Source organism: Flavobacterium sp. DG1-102-2, from assembly GCF_033042555.1.
Lineage (GTDB): Bacteria > Bacteroidota > Bacteroidia > Flavobacteriales > Flavobacteriaceae > Flavobacterium.
On sequence record NZ_JAWLIK010000002.1, the window covers coordinates 302,375 to 321,230 of the forward strand.

Consider the following 18,856-nt stretch of genomic DNA (forward strand, 5'->3'; position numbering starts at 1 on the left):
TTTGCAGTCAAATTAGCACACATGTCAACATTTCATACGCTTAAAATAAAGGAAGTAAGGAGAGAAACGCCCGATGCTGTCTCTATCGCTTTTGAGATTCCTGATAACCTGCGTGACGATTATAACTTCGTAGCAGGCCAGTACATTAATATAAAAACAATATTTGAAGGGCAGGATATCCGCAAAGCCTATTCAATATGTTCTGCACCGGGGAGCAATGAGCTTCGCGTTGCCATTAAAGCGGTAAAAAATGGAGGGTTCTCTGTTTATGCCAACGAAAAACTTGCTGCAGGCCATACTATGGAAGTAGGCACGCCAGAAGGTAAGTTTACATTTGAACCAAAGCCGGACCGCCAGCGCAACTATGCTGCATTTTCGGCAGGCAGCGGTATCACGCCGGTGTTATCTATCATACAATCGGTATTGCAAAGTGAGCCGGAAAGTACTTTTGTTCTTGTTTATGGCAATAAAACGCCACAGGATACTATCTTTCACCAGTTCCTGCACGATCTTCAGCAGGAGTATGTAGGCCGCTTTTTTGTGCATTTTGTGTACAGTCAGGCAAAAGCCGAAGAGGCATTATTTGGCCGAATAGAACGCGCTGCAGTAAACTTTGTAATCAAGAACAAGCATAAGGAAAAGGAATTTGAGAAATTTTACCTGTGCGGCCCTGAGCAAATGATACTTACTGTTAACGAAGTGCTTAGAGAAAATAACATTCCTGAAAAGAATATAAAGTTCGAACTTTTCTCTACGCCAATAGCCGAGAAAAAAATTGAAGAAAACCTTGACGGACAAACCAAGATCACGGTATTAGTAGACGATGACGAAGTTACTTTTGTAATGTCTCAGCAAATGACCATTCTTGATGCAGCCCTTAAACAGGGTGTAGATGCTCCTTACTCATGCCAGGGCGGTATTTGCAGCAGCTGTATGGCAAGGATAACTAACGGTACTGCAGAAATGAAAAAGAATGCCATCCTTACTGATGGCGAAATTGCCGAAGGCCTTATACTTACCTGCCAAGCACACCCTACATCTCCTGAAATTTATGTTGATTTTGATGATGTATAATCGTTAGTATATATGACTAGTCCTAAAATAGGTTGACTATTTTAGGACTAGTCATGTTTAATCTATCATTCTTATTACAGCGGAGCAGAGGAATCTCTAATTTATTTCGAATCAAATAACCTTCCTAAAATCCCACTTATCTTACCTACAACAGTCTGTGGTGTAATAGTGCGCATGGCATCTTCATAACCTTCTACAATTTTGTTACCGTAAATAGATGTGGGCAATAGCGGATATTTTTCTCTGTCGGCCGTCAACGTATAATCTAACGGCTGGCCAAAAGGCGCAAAACCGGCATAAGGATGTGTCGCGCCCCAAAGCGTAATAACCTTTATCCCAAAAATGGCGGCCATGTGGGCATTACCGCTATCCATACTCAACATAAGGTCAAGGTGGCTTATAAGGCTAAGTTCCTGCTGTAGTTTTAGCTTTCCTGCCGTAACGATTACATTGGCACGCCCTTGCGCAAACTGTTCCAGTAATGCTGTTTCTGCTGCACCTCCACCAAAAAGGAATAATGTATAACCCGGCCTTTCCGCCAGCAGATCTATTACCTCCTGCATTAGACCCTGAGGATATACCTTTCCCTGATGTTGTGCAAATGGTGCAATGCCTATCCAGTGTCCCGATTTGTTTCCTGCAATAACAGCAGCTTCGTTGCTAAGAGGTTTCGGGTCAGGAAACAAAGCTTTGGAAAGGTCTACAGGATAGCCTAATTTTGTTAACGTCTGCAAATGGCGTTCTACAATAGGTGTCAGTTGCCTGAAAATTTTATTTTCGGCTCTTGTAAGCGTTTTTTTCTCTTTACGTGCCTTATCAGTCGTCGCAGTGCGCTTTCCGGTAAGTGCAAACAGCCTAGTGATTATTTTGGAACGCAATACATTATGAAAATCTGCCACAGCATCAATATGCAATGCTCTCAGTTCGCCAAATAATTTTAGCAGCCCAAAAAAACCTTCGTGCTTTCCGTTTACATCGGCAGCAAAAAAGGCTGTGCGTGGAATATCGTCAAAAAAAGGCTTAAAGAAAGCTTTAGACAGTACCGTAACTTTTACGCCTGGGTATTGAGCAACTAAGGCTTTCAGCAGCGGAACCGTCATTGCGACGTCTCCCATTGCTGAAAGCCTTATAATCAGTATATTTTTAGTACCTGACATAATGATCAGGTATTATTTTTTGTTTTGGTACAATACCGGGTTTAGTTCCTCGTCATTGTACATTTTCATTTGCTTATACACTTTCATGTACTTATCACCATTCTCAATGTCAGTAATAAGATCATCAATAGCAGTCGTAAGGTCTTTTTTCTGCTCAAGCAATACATTCAGCTTCTCGCCGCATTTTGCCCTGTGCTCTTCAGATGCTTCTGCGCGGTTTGCCTCTTCGTCCATGTGGAATATCTTAAGGGCAAGAATAGAAAGCCTGTCTAATGCCCATGCCGGACTTTCAGAGTTTATCTTAGCATCTGCATTAGGCGTTACACCGCTGTATTTTTGCAAAAAATAGCTGTCTATGTATTCTACCATATCGGTACGCACCTGATTAGAAGCGTCTATCTTTCTTTTAAGTACAAGTGCCTCAACAGGGTCAATCTCCGGGTTACGGATAATATCCTCGTAATGCCATTGTACAGTGTCTACCCAGTTTTTAGCATACAGCAGGTGCTCTATCTGGTCCTTTGCATACGGATTGTCTATAGGCTGGTCTACGCTGTCATATTTATGATAGTCGTTTATGCTCTGCTCAAATATTGGGAAAGCGATTTTAGAAAACATAGTGTATGGTTTTAATTGTACAAATATAAGTTTATTACTTGTAACCTGCTAACAGGTTAATTCGTGTTATAACTGCGATGTAAAGAGCAGGAGTGCTATTGCTACGAAAAGGCCAAGCGCTATTTCTTTGAACCAATTATTCTCCTGGCTCTCAAAATAGTTAGCTCCCATTATTGCCAATGGCGCAAACGTAAAGGCCAGAAAGCTATTGTTTTTGTTAGCCGAAAGCACATAAATTGCCACGCCTATCAAAAAAGAATAAATTATCTTTTTGTGTGACGACTGAAGGTTAAGCGGTTTGCTGGTTATAGAAAAGATATATGGAAAAGCAAACAATACCGCAATTGCAGAGAATACTGCAAGGGCAATATTTTGGTAAATGTTCTCAAAATAGGTAAAATCAAAGCTGATTGCGATATTTTCTGAAATAGTTTCAAAAAATCCTTCGCCCATCATAAGGCCTGCCATAAGGTACAAAACACCTACTGCAAAAAAGGCTATAAAAGGTATAAGCCAGTTCCTGTAATCGCGCGATACGTGAAACACAATAGAGATGAAAACCAGCACGATATGAATGATGCTCCAAAAGTGAAATATAGCCGCAGCAAAAATCCAGAACGAGGCATCAAATATTTTTTCTTTAGGCGTGATAAGCGACTGAAGCGATATTAACCTCCTGAGCGCCAGCAATAAGAAAAAATTTGAGATTATCACATTAGTGTTAACCAGCGTGGTAGGCAGTAATATTAAAAACACCATAAAAAGGAACATGGCATAGGTATTTGCCTTGCTCAGCGTGTTGCGGCGGGTTATAAAATTTGTAAGGAAAAGCGCTCCTGCCAATAGCAGCAGGAGACCCGCCTTTTGTAGTATAAGAAGATAACTGTTTGTCCAGGAAGTGTCTTTTGTCAGGTACAAAAAGTAGCTCAAAACCAGGATAACGCCTATCAAAATATAATTTACAGGCCTTGATTTATTAAAAACACTTGCTAGCATGTGATTATTTTATATTTTTGTGACTGTAAATATAATACTTGTTTAAAAATGAAAGCATTTTTCGAAGCGATAGGCTACCTGTTTACAGATATCCTGTTTTTACCACTAAACTTTTTCCGCAGCCTTGAGCTTCAAAACTGGTGGCTTGCGAATATCATAACCTGGATCTTTATCCTTATCTGTATCGCTGCTAATGTATATTGGCTAAAACAGCTTAAGATCTTTAAAGAAAATAACGAAGACGATCAAGATACAACGGCACACTCTTTCTTATCATAAGTCAAAGCCGATATCTTTTCTAAAATACATCTTATCAAAACTTAGTTTATCTATGTTTTGGTAAGATTTTTTTATGGCTTCATTAAAGTCACTTCCGTATGATGTAACTGCAATTACACGGCCTCCGCTGGTTACAACATTTCCGTTATCAAGCTTTGTACCTGCATGAAAAGCTATAGATCCCTCTACATTTTCAAGGCCAGATATCACCATCCCTTTATCATAATCTTCGGGATATCCGCCAGATACAACCATAATTGTAGAAGCTGTCCTTTCGTCTATCTCTAAATTTACTGTATCCAGCTCCTGTTTTGCAACCGCCTGGAAAAGTTCCACAAGGTCAGACTTTAATCTTGGTATAACAACTTCTGTTTCGGGGTCACCCATCCTTACATTATATTCTATAACAAGCGGGTCGCCGCCTACATTAAACAGGCCAATAAATATAAAGCCTTTGTAATCTATATGGGCATCTTTAAGACCTTCTATTGTTGGCTTAACGATACGGTTTTCTATTTTCTCCATAAACGCAGCATCAGCAAAAGGAACCGGCGATACAGCACCCATACCACCTGTATTAAGGCCCGTGTCTCCTTCACCTATGCGTTTGTAATCTTTTGCTGTTGGCAAAATTTTATAGCTCTTGCCATCTGTAAGTACAAAGCAGCTAAGTTCTATTCCGTTAAGGAATTCTTCTATCACAACTTTAGTACTTGCCTGGCCAAATTTTTCGCCTACAAGCATGTTTCTAAGTTCGTCCTGGGCTTCTGAAAGGTCCTGGATAACAAGCACACCTTTACCGGCGGCAAGTCCGTCTGCTTTTAATACATATGGCGCCTTAAGCGTAGTAAGGAACGTACATCCCTCTTCTAAAGTTTCTTTAGTAAAACTCTCGTAAGCAGGAGTAGGAATGTTATTTTTTACCATGAACTGTTTTGCAAATTCCTTGCTTCCTTCCAGCTGTGCACCTACTTTAGATGGACCTATTACAGGGATGTTCTTAAGCGCTTCGTCTTTTTTAAAGTAATCATAAATACCTTTTACCAGCGGATCTTCGGGCCCTACAACAACCATGTTTATTTCTTCCTGCAGTACAAAGCCTTTAATAGATTCAAAATCCAGCGGATTGATATCTACATTTGCCGCGATGCCGGCAGTACCGGCATTACCCGGCGCAACAAACAGTTTATCGCAAAGCGGGCTTAGCAGCATTTTCCATGCCAGTGCATGTTCTCTTCCTCCAGATCCTAATAGTAAAATTTTCATGTCGCTATGTATTTCAGGTAAATATTAATAGGCTTTCTCATCGCCCATAAAAATATTTACAACAGTTTGTATTATAATTTTTATATCAAGCAAAATAGACCAGTTATCTATGTAAAATACGTCATATTTTATCCTGTTTATCATGTCTTCATCGGCATTTATCTCGCCACGCGCACCCCTTACCTGTGCCAGTCCTGTAATGCCCGGTTTAACCCTGTGTCTAAGCACATATTTCTTGATCCTGTCGCCGTACTTAGTATTTATGGGACCAATGTGCGGCCTCGGCCCAACTACCGACATATCGCCTAAAAACACGTTCATGAACTGTGGCATTTCATCAAGGCTTGTCTTTCTTAAAAAGCGCCCAACCTTAGTAACCCGCGGATCGTTTTTAACTGCTAGCTGGTCTGTATTATTGTTTACCTGCATAGACCGGAACTTAAAACAACTAAAATGATCTCCATTTATACCCGCCCTGCTTTGTTTAAAAAATATAGGCCCTTTAGATTCTATTCGTATAAAAAGAGCGATTATCGGCGTAAGCCAAGATAATAACAGCACGATTACTAAAAAAGAAAAGACAATATCAAACACCCTTTTTACCAGTTTTGCAATGGGCTCATCAAACGGACTTTTTTGCAAAGATAGTAACGGAAAAAATTCATAGTAGTCTATTCTCAGATTTTTTGAAAATATCTCGTTGCTGTCAGGAATAAATTTTATAGTCTTATTATTCGCCTCGGCATATGCAATAAGATCTTTTAAGTGTGTGTTGCTTATATCGCTTAGTGAACAGTAAATATCATCTATGTTATGCAACGTAGCATAAGCGGCAATATCCGCCGTTTTGCCTTTTACATCAATATTTGTTTTTTTGTCTGAAAAGAAACCCATAAAATGATAACCATAGTCTACCCTTGTTTCAAACAAGGCTTTTAAACGTAAAGCCTGCGGTGAACAACCTATAATTATTACTCTCCTTAGGTTGCTGCCTGAAACTATCCTGTGCTTTTTAAGCGCATAAAACGTTAAGAACTTAAACATTATAATAAATACAAAAGCAGTAACTAAAAATTCTGCTATGCGCTGGCCGCTAAAAACGGTATGTTTGGCAAAAGGGAAAAAGGCAATAACAGACAACAGGAAAATTGTACCCTGTTTCACTATTTTAGATAAAATAGTTATAGGCTCTGTATATCTGTACACTTCATAAAAGCCCGAAAAATAAGATATTACAGACCAACATGCAATTTGGTACATGGTATAATGAACATATTGCACTCCCAGTTCTTTAAAGAAATAGTGTGGCAGGATGCTTATAACCACTAAATCAAAAAGAATAGTGACTGGCCTTAAATATTTTGAATATCGTCCTCTACCGGATAAAATCATTTTATAAATCCTGAAAAGTCTTTATGTTCTTCTTTTAATAACTCTTCTTTAGAAAGCGACCTGAAATAATCGTACGTAATCTTCATTCCTTCCGCACGTCCTATTTTAGGCTCCCATCCCAGCAATTCTTTTGCACGGGTAATATCGGGCTGCCTTTGCAGCGGGTCGTTTACGGGAAGCGGCCTGTAAACCACTTTTTGATTCGTTCCTGTAAGCTTTATTATTTCTTCGGCAAAATCTTTTATCGTGATCTCGTCGGGGTTACCTATGTTTACCGGCTGTGTGTAATCCGAATGCAGTAACCTGAAGATACCTTCTACCTGGTCATCTACGAAACAAAAAGAACGCGTTTGCATACCATCACCAAAGATGGTAAGGTCTTCTCCACGTAATGCCTGGCCAATAAACGCCGGTATTACACGGCCGTCATTAAGCCTCATGCGCGGCCCATAGGTATTAAATATCCTTACTATCCTGGTTTCAACGCCATGAAAGGTGTAGTAGGCCATTGTAATGGATTCCTGAAAACGCTTTGCTTCGTCATACACTCCCCTTGGCCCAATGGTGTTTACGTTACCGTAATAATCTTCGGTTTGTGGATGTACTAAAGGATCTCCATACACTTCTGATGTTGAAGCTATAAGTATCCTGGCTTTTTTTACCCTTGCCAAACCTAAAAGGTTATGTGTGCCAAGGGAACCCACCTTCAGGGTTTGTATAGGTATTTTTAGATAATCTATAGGACTTGCAGGTGATGCAAAGTGCAGTATATAATCCAGCTGTCCCGGGATGTTTACAAACTTTGTAACATCATGGTGGTAGAACTCAAAATTTTCAAGCTTAAAAAGATGCTCAATATTTTTAAGGTCACCCGTTATAAGATTATCCATCCCAATAACAAAATAACCTTCTTTAATAAACCTGTCACACAGATGCGACCCCAGGAAGCCTGCTGCTCCCGTTATGAGTATTCTTTTCATATTTTTCTTTTTTAGCGCCTTTTAGCAATATTCCATTAAAAAGGCAATAAAATATTGTAAAAAACACTACACCTCTTTGTCTCCATAAAAAAGATTCGGTCAAAAATAAGGCTATCATAAGAATTGCAAAAGCAATATGTATAAAATCTTTGTTTTTAAGCGAATTTTTAAGGTTAACACCCAGCATTACAACAATGATCAGTAATCCAAAAATGCCAAGATCTGCAAATACCTCAACATATTGGTTATGAAAATTCATTTTGCTGTACGTCATCTGCTCATCATTAGACTGATAAAGTGTATGCTCCTCTCCTTTTTCAGTAATTTTCTCTAACGATGCATTAAGCCCATAGCCGGTAAAAAGAATTCTGTCGCGCTGCAGCATTTCTGTAAAAATACGTATCTGGTATACCCTGAAAGCTATGCCGTTAAAATAATCGTTGCCTTTAAAGTTTTGTTTTGTCCATGCCTCATGTATGGTTACATTATGCAACTCAGTTTCATCTACAGCTTCTGTTTGTACATTTGGCGTAAACTCTTCCACAATACGATCTTTAATCATACTGTTATACCCTATAACGCCAACAAACGCAAAAAATAAAACTACCGATGTTATTTTTGCTTTTACCGTTAATGGCGAATAAAATAGATAGTAGGCAGCTATAAGCAGCACATTAATTATGATTATAGTTTTTGACGATAGCAGGAATATAAAACCTAAAAGAAACAAAAATGAAGCATATCCCCAAAAACTTCTATGCTGCTTAACCAAGAACCAAAGCATTGCCGGAGAAACTATTGCCGAAAGGTATATTGCATTAATGGCATTTGTAGCCAGCTCATGATAAAAAAACACGTTAGCACCTTCGCCTCCAATGTATCTTATATAGGCCCTGATTAAAAAATATAGCGCGTAAACGCACATGCCCAGGCTATAATTGTTAAGCACCTGCAAAGCAAGTCGTTTTGTGTAGTGTCTGTTCAGGCAAAATGCAAGCGGAATAAACAGTAATGAAGCTTCTTTACTTAATGCTTTTGCAGAGCTCTTAAAATTTATGCTCCAAAAAAGCGATAGTGCCATCAAGACAAATAGCAGTATTGGTAGCAGCAGTTCCTTATTAAACGTAATGTTTTCTTTTTTTGCAGCCAGTATAGAGTAAAGCACAAACAAAATTATGGCTATACTGTTGTATGTGTTACCAAGAGGTATTGTAAGCATTACAGCCGATATAAGAAATACCAAAAGCCTTTTACCTGGTGACAGCCCTATTTTTTGCAGTAAAGCATTCCTTGAAAAATTGTAGATAGTCGCCATTTATTTTTTCCCAGTTAAAATCATTTTGTATTGCTTCAGCGTTATTCGCAATCAGTTTCAGGTTATCATTTTTAGTAAGGCTTGTAAGCAGTCCGGCTGCTTCTTTAGCCGTTTTAAAATAGTATGCATTGTCCTTAAGAACGCCCCGGTTAAAATCGTTATTGTGGGCAGCGATAAGCGTATTAGATGCCATTGCCTCTAACAATGAAGGATTTGTACCGCCCACAGAGTGCCCATGAAAATATATTTTAGAATAATACCTAAGGCTATTCAAGTGGTCTATATTATACAGGCCGCCAATAAAACGTATGTGCGGATAATCTTTAAACTTGTTTTTAAGATAAGTGCCATATTTGGTTTCATGTTTACCAATTACCAGTATAGGAGTTGTATCACCGCTTAAGGCAACCCCATCTAAAACCATATCGATGTTGTTCTCGGGCTCAAAGCGGGCCATAACCATATTATAGTTTTCCTTTTCAACACCGTACTCGGTAAGGATGGCATCATTTGGCGCAGTAAACAGGTTAGCGCCGTAAGCAATATAACGCGATTCTTTATTGTAGAGCTTTTTAAGCGATTTTTGTATACCTAATGAATCGGCTACAAGATAGTCACTGCTTTTTGCGGCTAGCCATTCGGCAAATCTTAAAAATTTACGCATAGGCCACGGGTATTTTGACCGTTTCCATTCCAGCCCGTCCATATTTGTAATAAGAACCGGTTTTTTAGGCATCATGTAGAACCATACCGAACTACTGGTATAACCTAGCTGAAGTATAATGTCAAAATCCCTTTTCCTGATGTCTTTAATGCAATTTCTGTCGTAGATAAATTGCCCAAACGAACCCATTTTATATTCGGGGTCATATTGATGAAGGATATTTACTCCATTAAAGGTTTTTTCCTGATACGGGTGATTGTGCGAGTTGTATACATAAACATCGTGCCCGTTGTCATGCAGGTAAACCGAAAAGTATTCGGCAAACTGCTCAAAGCCCCCATAATAATTTGGCACTCCCCTCGTACCTAATATAGCTATCTTCATTAACCTTTAGTTCTTACTGAACAACTCAGACATCTTTATTTTAAATGATACCTAACGCCAGTTTATATCCTTTAATTGTTTCTTCGGCTGTTTTTTCCCATATATAGTTTCTCAGCACTTTTTCTTTCAGCTCAGGATTTACATCTGCTTCATAAGCCGCATCTATTGCCATGCGTATTGAAGGAACATCGTCTGGCTCGCAGTAGTAAGCATAATCGCCAAAATAATCGTACGTATCGCCCTTTGGTGTAACCACAATATTGCAATCCATAGCTGCTGCCTCTAAAGAAGATAATCCGGGTGTTTCCATCCAGCTTATAAGCGCGTGGACTTTAGCAACATGGTATAACTCTCTCAACTCATTGTGCGGAAGTACTCCAAGAAAATGGATATTTGGCCCGGCCTCTTTGTGTACCTGCTCAACAAATTTCTTTTGATTAGTTGATTCTTTACCCACCAGTACAAGTTTATAAGGTGAATCGTTTACGGCTTGTACAAGGGTAAGGGTAGATTTTCTGCCCTCTATCCTTGCGGCGCAAATTATGCAATCTTTATACTTGTCATATTTACCTGAATAACCGCCCTGCATATCAAAAACACTTTTATCTATTGCATTTGGTACGCTAAAATAGGCTGGTTTCTTAATTTTAAATTCTGTAGCCACCCTGTTCATCTCAGAGTGCGAATTGGGCAGGAACACGCTCGTATTGTCTACAATCTCCTTCATAAGGCCGTAGTAGCCTTTAAAAAGCATCTTGTATACTCCTTTATGCATTTTCTTATCAGAATAGCTTTTTACCAGCGTTTTTATATAGCCTATCTGGTAAGGAGAGAGCACATTTGCAACACGCTGAAAAAGACCGCCCCTGGCTTTTCTTTCAAATTCGGTATAAAGTCCGTATATCGTAGAAAGCACTACTTTTTTTCCCTGTCTCTTGGCATTCATTACCTGTAGGTAAATGTCCTGGGGCTCCATAAGGTTAAAAACATGTACCAGGTCGTAACCTGACAAATCTGGTTCATAGTCTAAAGATATATCTACCTTCACACCTTGTTTTTCCAGATATTCGCGGGTTTTTTCCATTTGGACTAAATCTCCGCCCGGCGCACTGTAAAGGCTTGTCCTGGATTGAAAAAGTACTTTCATTCAAGCTTTTTTTTAAAGTGTTACAAATATAGTTTTTATTAGTAGTTTTACGCGCTGTTAAGCTACTTGTATATCTTTTGCTATGAAAAAAATACTGTTCCTTTTTGGTACCCGACCTGAAGCTATAAAAATGGCCCCACTTATTAAAGTCTTTTCGCAGGACAGTGATTTTGATGTCAGAGTAGGTGTAACTGCGCAACACAGGGAAATGCTGGACCAGGTGCTGGACTTTTTTAAGATAGATATACATTACGACCTAAACATCATGATGCCTAACCAAACCCTGCACGATCTTACTGCCGGGTTAATTTCCAGAATAACAAACGAAATATTGCTTAAGGAAAAATTTGACCTCGTTTTTGTACAGGGCGATACCACTACGGTACTTGCATCTGCGCTAGCGGCATTTTACCAAAAGATTAAAATAGCGCATATTGAAGCCGGATTGAGAAGCCATGATATGCAGTCTCCCTTTCCCGAAGAAATGAACAGGGTGATTACCTCAAGACTGGCTGATTTTCATTTTTGCCCTACCGAAAATTCTCGCGATAATCTGATCAAGGAAAATACGGCCAATGATGTTTATGTAGTGGGCAATACTGTAATAGATGCCCTGCTTGAAGGTCTTGCTATAACAAAACAAAACGGTGACGAACCGCTTTCCGAAAAATTTTCATTTATAGATTTTACTAAGAAAATAATATTGGTTACCTGCCACCGCAGGGAAAACTTTGGAGAACCTTTTTTGGACATATGCAATGCTTTACTTGAGATTGCAGACGAATATGCCGATGTGGAAATCGTTTATCCTGTACACCTTAATCCTAATATAAAAGAGATTGCGCATTCTACTCTTAAAAGAGATAATATAAAACTTATTCATCCGCTGGATTACAACGAGCTAATATGGATGATGGATAAAAGCACCATTATACTTACAGATTCGGGCGGAATTCAGGAAGAAGCGCCAAGCCTTGGTAAGCCCGTACTTGTGTTAAGAGAGGTTACAGAACGCATGGAAGGGGTAGATGCAGGAACAGCATTGCTTGTAGGCCATAATAAAACTACAATAACAGACGAAACAGCAAGACTGCTAAATGACACCGTTTACTACAGTAAGATTGCCACAGCCATAAATCCTTATGGTGACGGAACAACCGCTCTTAAAATAAAAAATATTATAAGCGCTACGCTGTAACTAGCGGTATATCTTCTTCTTGTTTTTGCCTTCTTATAAGTATTTCGCGATAGGCTATCATAAAGCCCACAACAATTGATTTGGTATCGGCAGAAAAATAGAAGCCCAAAAAAACCCAATAAGATAGTATCATATAAACGCCGGTTCCTAAAATAAGGTAATTAAGCGTTTGTATGAGCGGGTCGTTGTTTTTCTTATTCCTGAAAAAAAGCGATATTGAGTAGAGTAAGACCAGTATGCCTATTATCCCTGATTTCAAAAATACTGTCATAAAACCATTGTGCATAAACGGTATGTATCTCATATAACTCGTTTGCAGCCACACCTTTTTATGAAGATCTATAGACGATCCCGCCCCTTTACCAAAAATAACTGCTTCGGTTCCTGCCTGCGGCACCTGCCTAAGGGTTAGTATGGTTTCGTAAGAACGGTAATTGTCATTAAAGTCTTTCCAGTTATCTACATTTATCTTTGTCTTAAAAGGCTCAATAGGAGCATTTTTTATTTTATATAAAAGCGCTTCAAGGCCGTGCACACTCCTTTGCGGATTATAATAATAAATAGCTCCATACGCGCTGACAGCAAATATCACAGTAGCTATTAAAACTCTGACCGCCCTTTTGTTTAAAACAAAGTATCCTTTAAGTGCCATGAAAAGAAGCCCAAATTGTATAAAATTTGTTCGTGCAAAATAGAAGAAGATAGATATGGATAATAGCACCACACCGATAAAAAATAATTCATGAGATATCTTTAATCTAAAATCTTTTCTGAAAAGCAATACTATTATGGCATATACTTCAAAATCACTAAAGTAACCTGATTCTTCTCTTAAACGTGGCATATTAGGCACCCTCATTACAAATACCGCATATACTATTATGAGCAAATGCAGGATAGCAATAAGTAGTCCGGTATAGACAACAAGCTCCATGGGGTTCTTTAGATAATCTTTACAGAGCTGATATCCTGCAAGCAGCCCAACAATTGGTTTCAGCAGATAGGTTATGTCTTTTATAAACTCATACAAATGGGTTTCCCTAAACAATCCCACTATTAATGCAATTATTAAAATTGCCATAAATGAAGCCAACATCTTAATTAGCGTAACCGAATAGCTGTTTCTAAACGTTGCTAAAACCGTTGTAAGCCATATTGCCAGTGTGGCCTCATAAGTATCCAGATAAGGCACAGCAATACATGCAAAGAAAAGTATCTTATATATAATCTGCTTTTGTAGCACTACACTCATTATCTCGATTTATTTCTGTTAAATTTAAAATTATACTGTTTGGGCAGTTCCAAATAACTTTTCCCTAATCCCGTACATATATAGCAAGGCTGTTATGCCCTCTGTTATTATAAGCGAAGCAAACACTCCGGATATTCCATAAAAATGCAGCAGTGCTGCCATAAGCAAGCCGTTAAAAACAACTAATGCCATGGTTAACCTAACGTATAGTTTTTGATGATCCCAGCCAAGCAGTAATTGTCTTAAAGGCATAGAAATGGTAAGCATCACGGGTAAAGGGACCGCAAGGCGCAACAGCTTTGCAACCTCATCAGGATTTTTAGGGCCAAAATAAGCAACCACCGGTACTGCCATAACGTACAGTGTACCCATTGCTATAGCAACAAATATAAAATTTGCGCCATTGTATTGTTTCCAGAAACGCATGCCGGCTTTTAGGTTAACCTCTAAAAGGTAGCACACCTTTGGGTACACGTAGTTAGAAAACAAAATAATATACGTTTTAAACATACCCACTATCTGCTCAACTATTCTAAATATTCCGGCCATAATGCCGCCGCCCATAAAATTTATCAAAACGATTGGGAAATAAAGCTGTGCTGATACAAAAAGCTGCGAAAAGGATAGCGAAAAATTTGCCTTTATATATCCCGCTACCTTTTCTTTAGATGTGTTTCTTAAAGAAATATTATATTTTGACCTCAAGTAGATAAGCGATATAAGGTTTGCCGTTATAGTTCCCGCTCCCCACAGTAAATTAGAATAAATATAATCCCCGGAATCGTGTATGACTATAAAAACCCCGGCAGCATATAAAATCTTTGACAATATGTTCAGGATCGTAATCCACGAAAAGTTTTCTATCCCCTGCAAAATCCAGGTTGGGTTTATAAACTGCCCTATAACAATGGGAAGGCTCAGGAAATAAAGCATTTTTTCATTGCTAAAAAAAGGAACTATATAAAAAAGAAATGAAGCGATCGCTAAAATCCCTGTCAAAAGTAAAAATCGCGATACATAGGCAGTACTCATTATTTCTTCCAGTTTGGCCTTATTATGCCTGTTAACCGAAATATCCTTAACCCCTGTAATATCAATGCCGTAGTCTACCATGACTATCAGGAAAAAAGAGATAGCCATTGCCGTACCTATTTTTCCGTAGCCGTCTACCCCGCAAACATATACTAGGTATGGAGCGACTAGTAATGGTGTGACCAAATTAAATCCTTGCCCAATCCCATATATCACGAGATTAGAAAATTGTTTGTTTGATTTAATTCTGGTGAAATTAAGCATTATTCAATCTTATTAATCTTCACAGAATAAAGCGTTGCATTCCTATCCTGATTATTTTCGTAAATATCATTGTCATATATAAGTTCTATTCTGCCTTTTGAAGATTTTAAACAGGTAAATGATATAGTCTTTTCCGGCTTTTCCGGCTTCTCACTCAAATAAACCCTTCCTATAACATTACCGGCAAATTTTACTGTAAAATGAGCGTTTTCGCCTTTAACCGGAACTTCTGGCGTACTCACACCGCTTATCTTCAAATTATATAAACCTTTTTCCAAGCTTATCTTTTTTGATTTAAAAACGCCATTTTCAAGAAATACCTTAGTCCCTAAAAAAACATATTCTGATCCGTCGGGTTGTTTACCCATTCCCTTATATGATTTTGGCACATAATAATTAGCCCAAATATCGTACTGATTGAGTTTTTTAACGGTTATAAAATTAGCATCGAGATACTCCTGGCCCTGAACACTTAGTTCATATGGCCTTCCATTAAAATCAACATACCAAAATGGAGTTGTAGGCAGCTTTCCTTCCTTGATACCTTCAACCTGCTGTTCTAATGTGTTATTTATTATTTGCTGTTCTGGCAAATCGCTAAAATAATAAGGCAGTATCCAGCTGTAGAACGTAACTATAGTGGACATTTGCGAATTATCTTCTTTAAGCTCTGCTGCAAGTTCCTTGTATTGCGTCTTTGTAATTTTATTATAATAATCTGTTACTACAAACAAGTGTATCAATGAGAGGCTAACAATGGTGAACAAAACCGTTAACTGTAATAACCTATTTTTTATTAACACAACTCCAACTGATATAGTAATAATCAAAGCAGCGAGCACACTAATAAAATATCGGGTTACCATCATAGAAGCACCCAGGTAAGATTTGATTAGGGGCAATATCAAGGATATAGAAAGCCATACTAAGAGAAAAATAAAACTAAATACATTTTTATTACCCGCAATAAATGCAAAGTCATATCGTTGGTGTTTTTGCCCAAAAATCCTAAACATATAATATAAAACTACACTATTTAAAGTGAAAAGCAACATTTCAGACTGGCCAAAAAATTCTCTAAACATAGCGGTATAAACCGATGCATCAGGCTTTGTCATCCAAAAGGATTCTATTTTGAATACCCTTATAAAAGGTTCTGTGGCAGGTAATGCCAGTAAAAGCGCAACACCTGCTGAAATGAGCATATTTTTAAAGAAATGTGCCCTTTCCGCCTTAGGTTTGAGGCTTAAGAAATACAATAGAATGAGACTTTGAGAAAAGATAGTTATAACACCAAAAAAATGTGCGTTAAGTATTAGCCCTGTAAATATACCGTAGTAAACTGCATTTTTAATCGAAGGCACTTTTATAAAAACCGCCAGCCTATAGATTGAAAGTGTAGTAAATAGAAACAACATTCCGTAAGGCCTTATTTCCTGAGAATAGGAAATATGATATATGTTTACTGCCAGCAGTGTTGCAGCAACGAGACCCGCTTTTTTACTAAACAGCTCTTTGCCTAAAAGATAAATGGCATAAACTCCTATAACACCTATAACGGCCGAAAATAGTCTGGCAACAAGACTTGTATATCCAAAAATATCAAAAATTAGCCTGTTAAGAAAATAGTAAAGATGCGGAATATATTCCCAAAACATCACACTCCTATAAAATTCTTTTAAGCTTAGCTTAGGATTGGCAGAATTCATGGTTAGCACCTCATCCAGCCATAAATTTTGAAAGTCGCATTTATACAACCTCAATACTGCAGCGAGTATAAGAATTAAAGCTAATAAAAATTTCGTATTGCGTATAGGTAATTTCATCGACTGGTTTTGTATCGGTACTTTATTTGTACACTTATAATGTAGAATTCTGCTTTTTTATCTCTTTGCCCTCCTGCAGTAATTTATCTACTATAAACAAAGGCCTGTTTCTTACCTGGTTATATATCCTTAAAACATATTCGCCTATCAAGCCTAAGGAAATCAGCTGAACGCCACTAAACAGTATTATCGCCATAAGAGTAGCTGTAAATCCCTGCGGAACGTCGTCAAACACAACTTTTCTAACGATAATGTAACACAAATACAGCAGTGACAACAGTATTGTAAAAAAGCCAAGGCGCGTAATTACCCTTACAGGAAAATCGCTAAAATTAAAAATGCCGTTAAATGCAAGCTCAAATAACTTCTTCCAGCTATATTTTGTCTCGCCGGCCTGCCTTTCGTCCCTATTATATTCATATCCCGTCTGCTTAAAGCCTATCCAAGAGCGCATACCCCTCAAATAACGGCTTTGCTCAGGCATATCGTTCATGTGGTCCACCACTCTCCTGCTTAGCATAGAGAAATCGCCACTATCTATAGGAATATTAAAGTTTGATATTTTCTTCTGCAGCCTGTAGTATATCCAGTATGCAAACCTCTTTATTACGCTTTCTTTCCTGTTTTTTCTTACGGCATAGATAACATCATAACCCCGCATAAGAAGGTTATGAAATTCTGTTACTAATTCCGGCGGATCCTGCAGGTCACCATCAATGACCATTACACCCTGCCTTCCCCTTGTATGCGCAAGGCCTGCTGTAACCGCCAGCTGATGTCCGTGGTTGCGCGATAACAGCACACCGGTAAAGCGTGTGTCCTTATGACACAAATCTTCTAATAAATCTGCCGTCTTATCAGAGCTCCCGTCGTTTACCATAACTACTTCGCAGCTAAAAGGCACGCTATCCATTACATCTGTAAGCCTTTTGGCCAGCTGACTAAAAACCTGTTCTTCATTATAAAGCGGTACAACAATTGAAATATCTATCAAAACCGGTATTTTTAAATGTTTTATGCTTCTGTGATAACTATCTGGCGTTTATTAACCTGGCTTTTATAGTAATTTTTAAATCTGGCTGCAACGACAAATAGCAATAAAAATAAAATTGGCATTACGAATTTCATTTTACCATTCAGAAAACTATCATCACCTCCGTTAAATACTGCACTTGTATCGTTGATAATCTTATTAAAATTTACTTTATCTATCTTGTTTCTGCCCTGCTCTTTTACCAGTTTATTTTTTTGTTTTATAACTTCATCAAGGCTTGCATTATCATTTAATACAAGATTAGCTCCAGATCCTCCTGCTTTTGCAGTGCTGTTAAGAATGCCATCAATCTGCTTTATAAGCGTGTCATTAGCAGCTATCTTAACATCAAGATTTTTTATATATTCTGTCTGAAGCGTCTTATAATAAGGATTAGCGTTAAGGAAATCCATAATAGGCTTTATATCATTTTCAGATATAACCTTCTTAGTCGTTATGGTAAGAGTATGTAGTTTATAATTTTTACTCGTAACCTCATCCTTAAGCATTTTTGACATATCGCCATTTTCACTGATAAGCTTAAATAACTGATAATTCCTGTCATTTTCATCTATTTCTTTAGCAGGGTCGTCTATAAAATTATAGATATCAATTACAGGCTCAATCTTTAAACCTGATAACTTTTTATCCGCATTAATTCCTGTTTTTTTTCTAAATTCAGGGTTGTGCATTTTAGAACTCAGGTTTTTAACCTGATTGTATAGGTAATCTGTACTATTAAAATTAGGGGCTAAAAAAACCTTTGTCTGATACTTATAGCCTGTGATGTCTGCATAAAATCCATAAGCGGCACCGGCTATAACTACCATAGCTAACGCAATACTATTTCTTTTTATAAAAAGTATACCGTCAAAAAATGAATCGTTAACGCTTGAAAAATAACCTTTTACCTTTTTGGAAACATGTGTAAGATTAATTTCCTGGTTTTCGGTATTGTTTGTTTGGTTTGTCATAACAC

17 protein-coding genes are annotated in these 18,856 nt (G+C 38.0%); 3 read left to right on the forward strand and 14 right to left on the reverse strand.

The genetic code is table 11. From position 1 onward, the window contains the following. Positions 1–21 precede the first annotated feature (21 nt). Positions 22–1,074: a ferredoxin--NADP reductase gene (locus R1T16_RS04725; protein WP_317499927.1), complete on the forward strand. Its 1,053-nt coding sequence runs from the start codon at positions 22–24 to the stop codon at positions 1,072–1,074. Between the two features lie 101 nt (positions 1,075–1,175). Here the strand turns inward: R1T16_RS04725 and R1T16_RS04730 are convergent, their stop codons facing one another. The 3 genes from R1T16_RS04730 to R1T16_RS04740 all read right to left on the reverse strand — a co-directional run bounded on the left by R1T16_RS04730 (position 1,176) and on the right by R1T16_RS04740 (position 3,845). Beyond that, positions 1,176–2,231 (reverse strand): glycosyltransferase family 9 protein, encoded by a 1,056-nt coding sequence (locus R1T16_RS04730; RefSeq protein WP_317499928.1) that lies wholly within the window; start codon positions 2,229–2,231, stop codon positions 1,176–1,178. A gap of 12 nt (positions 2,232–2,243) precedes the next feature. Further along, the gene (locus R1T16_RS04735) at positions 2,244–2,849 is read right to left on the reverse strand and encodes a DUF4254 domain-containing protein (protein WP_317499929.1); all 606 of its coding nucleotides are present in this window, start codon (positions 2,847–2,849) and stop codon (positions 2,244–2,246) included. A 66-nt stretch (positions 2,850–2,915) separates the two neighbouring features. Further along, positions 2,916–3,845: a DUF6427 family protein gene (locus tag R1T16_RS04740; protein WP_317499930.1), complete on the reverse strand. Its 930-nt coding sequence runs from the start codon at positions 3,843–3,845 to the stop codon at positions 2,916–2,918. 48 nt (positions 3,846–3,893) lie between these two features. On the opposite strand from R1T16_RS04740, the gene R1T16_RS04745 reads away from it, so the two are divergent. Next, positions 3,894–4,124, forward strand: a complete 231-nt coding sequence (locus R1T16_RS04745; RefSeq protein ID WP_317499931.1) for a DUF6341 family protein — start codon at positions 3,894–3,896, stop codon at positions 4,122–4,124. Here R1T16_RS04745 and purD read toward each other — a convergent pair. The 6 genes from purD to R1T16_RS04775 are packed head-to-tail and all read right to left on the reverse strand — an operon-like array spanning position 4,119 to position 11,272. Then, positions 4,119–5,390 (reverse strand): phosphoribosylamine--glycine ligase, encoded by a 1,272-nt coding sequence (purD, locus tag R1T16_RS04750; RefSeq protein WP_317499932.1) that lies wholly within the window; start codon positions 5,388–5,390, stop codon positions 4,119–4,121. The two genes, R1T16_RS04745 and purD, sit on opposite strands and share 6 nt — an antisense overlap. Before the next feature lie 24 nt (positions 5,391–5,414). Continuing rightward, the gene (locus R1T16_RS04755; RefSeq protein WP_317499933.1) at positions 5,415–6,782 is read right to left on the reverse strand and encodes an undecaprenyl-phosphate glucose phosphotransferase; all 1,368 of its coding nucleotides are present in this window, start codon (positions 6,780–6,782) and stop codon (positions 5,415–5,417) included. Continuing rightward, entirely contained in the window at positions 6,779–7,762 is a 984-nt protein-coding gene (locus R1T16_RS04760; RefSeq protein ID WP_317499934.1) for a UDP-glucuronic acid decarboxylase family protein, read from the reverse strand. Before R1T16_RS04760 ends, R1T16_RS04755 begins: the two co-directional genes overlap by 4 nt. Then, positions 7,707–9,077, reverse strand: a complete 1,371-nt coding sequence (locus R1T16_RS04765; protein ID WP_317499935.1) for an O-antigen ligase family protein — start codon at positions 9,075–9,077, stop codon at positions 7,707–7,709. Before R1T16_RS04765 ends, R1T16_RS04760 begins: the two co-directional genes overlap by 56 nt. Beyond that, entirely contained in the window at positions 9,013–10,125 is a 1,113-nt protein-coding gene (locus R1T16_RS04770; RefSeq protein WP_317499936.1) for a DUF1972 domain-containing protein, read from the reverse strand. The genes R1T16_RS04765 and R1T16_RS04770 overlap by 65 nt, the downstream gene beginning before the upstream one ends. A gap of 40 nt (positions 10,126–10,165) precedes the next feature. Beyond that, the gene (locus R1T16_RS04775; protein ID WP_317499937.1) at positions 10,166–11,272 is read right to left on the reverse strand and encodes a glycosyltransferase family 4 protein; all 1,107 of its coding nucleotides are present in this window, start codon (positions 11,270–11,272) and stop codon (positions 10,166–10,168) included. Positions 11,273–11,354: 82 nt separating this feature from the next. Here R1T16_RS04775 and wecB point away from each other — a divergent pair, with 82 nt between their 5' ends. Then, complete coding sequence (gene wecB, locus R1T16_RS04780) at positions 11,355–12,470, forward strand: non-hydrolyzing UDP-N-acetylglucosamine 2-epimerase (protein ID WP_317499938.1); 1,116 nt, start codon at positions 11,355–11,357, stop codon at positions 12,468–12,470. Here the strand turns inward: wecB and R1T16_RS04785 are convergent. From R1T16_RS04785 to R1T16_RS04805, 5 genes are read right to left on the reverse strand one after another with little or no spacing between them, the layout of a single operon-like run. After that, positions 12,460–13,722 (reverse strand): O-antigen ligase family protein, encoded by a 1,263-nt coding sequence (locus R1T16_RS04785; protein ID WP_317499939.1) that lies wholly within the window; start codon positions 13,720–13,722, stop codon positions 12,460–12,462. The two genes, wecB and R1T16_RS04785, sit on opposite strands and share 11 nt — an antisense overlap. A 30-nt stretch (positions 13,723–13,752) precedes the next feature. Then, on the reverse strand, positions 13,753–15,018 hold the full coding sequence (locus R1T16_RS04790) for an oligosaccharide flippase family protein (protein WP_317499940.1): 1,266 nt from the start codon (positions 15,016–15,018) through the stop codon (positions 13,753–13,755). Next, positions 15,018–16,844, reverse strand: coding sequence for a glycosyltransferase family 39 protein (locus R1T16_RS04795; protein ID WP_317499941.1), 1,827 nt, complete (start codon positions 16,842–16,844; stop codon positions 15,018–15,020). The genes R1T16_RS04790 and R1T16_RS04795 overlap by 1 nt, the downstream gene beginning before the upstream one ends. A 34-nt stretch (positions 16,845–16,878) precedes the next feature. After that, positions 16,879–17,838: a glycosyltransferase family 2 protein gene (locus tag R1T16_RS04800; RefSeq protein WP_317499942.1), complete on the reverse strand. Its 960-nt coding sequence runs from the start codon at positions 17,836–17,838 to the stop codon at positions 16,879–16,881. Positions 17,839–17,858: 20 nt separating this feature from the next. Further along, positions 17,859–18,851 (reverse strand): hypothetical protein, encoded by a 993-nt coding sequence (locus tag R1T16_RS04805; RefSeq protein WP_317499943.1) that lies wholly within the window; start codon positions 18,849–18,851, stop codon positions 17,859–17,861. Positions 18,852–18,856 lie beyond the last annotated feature (5 nt).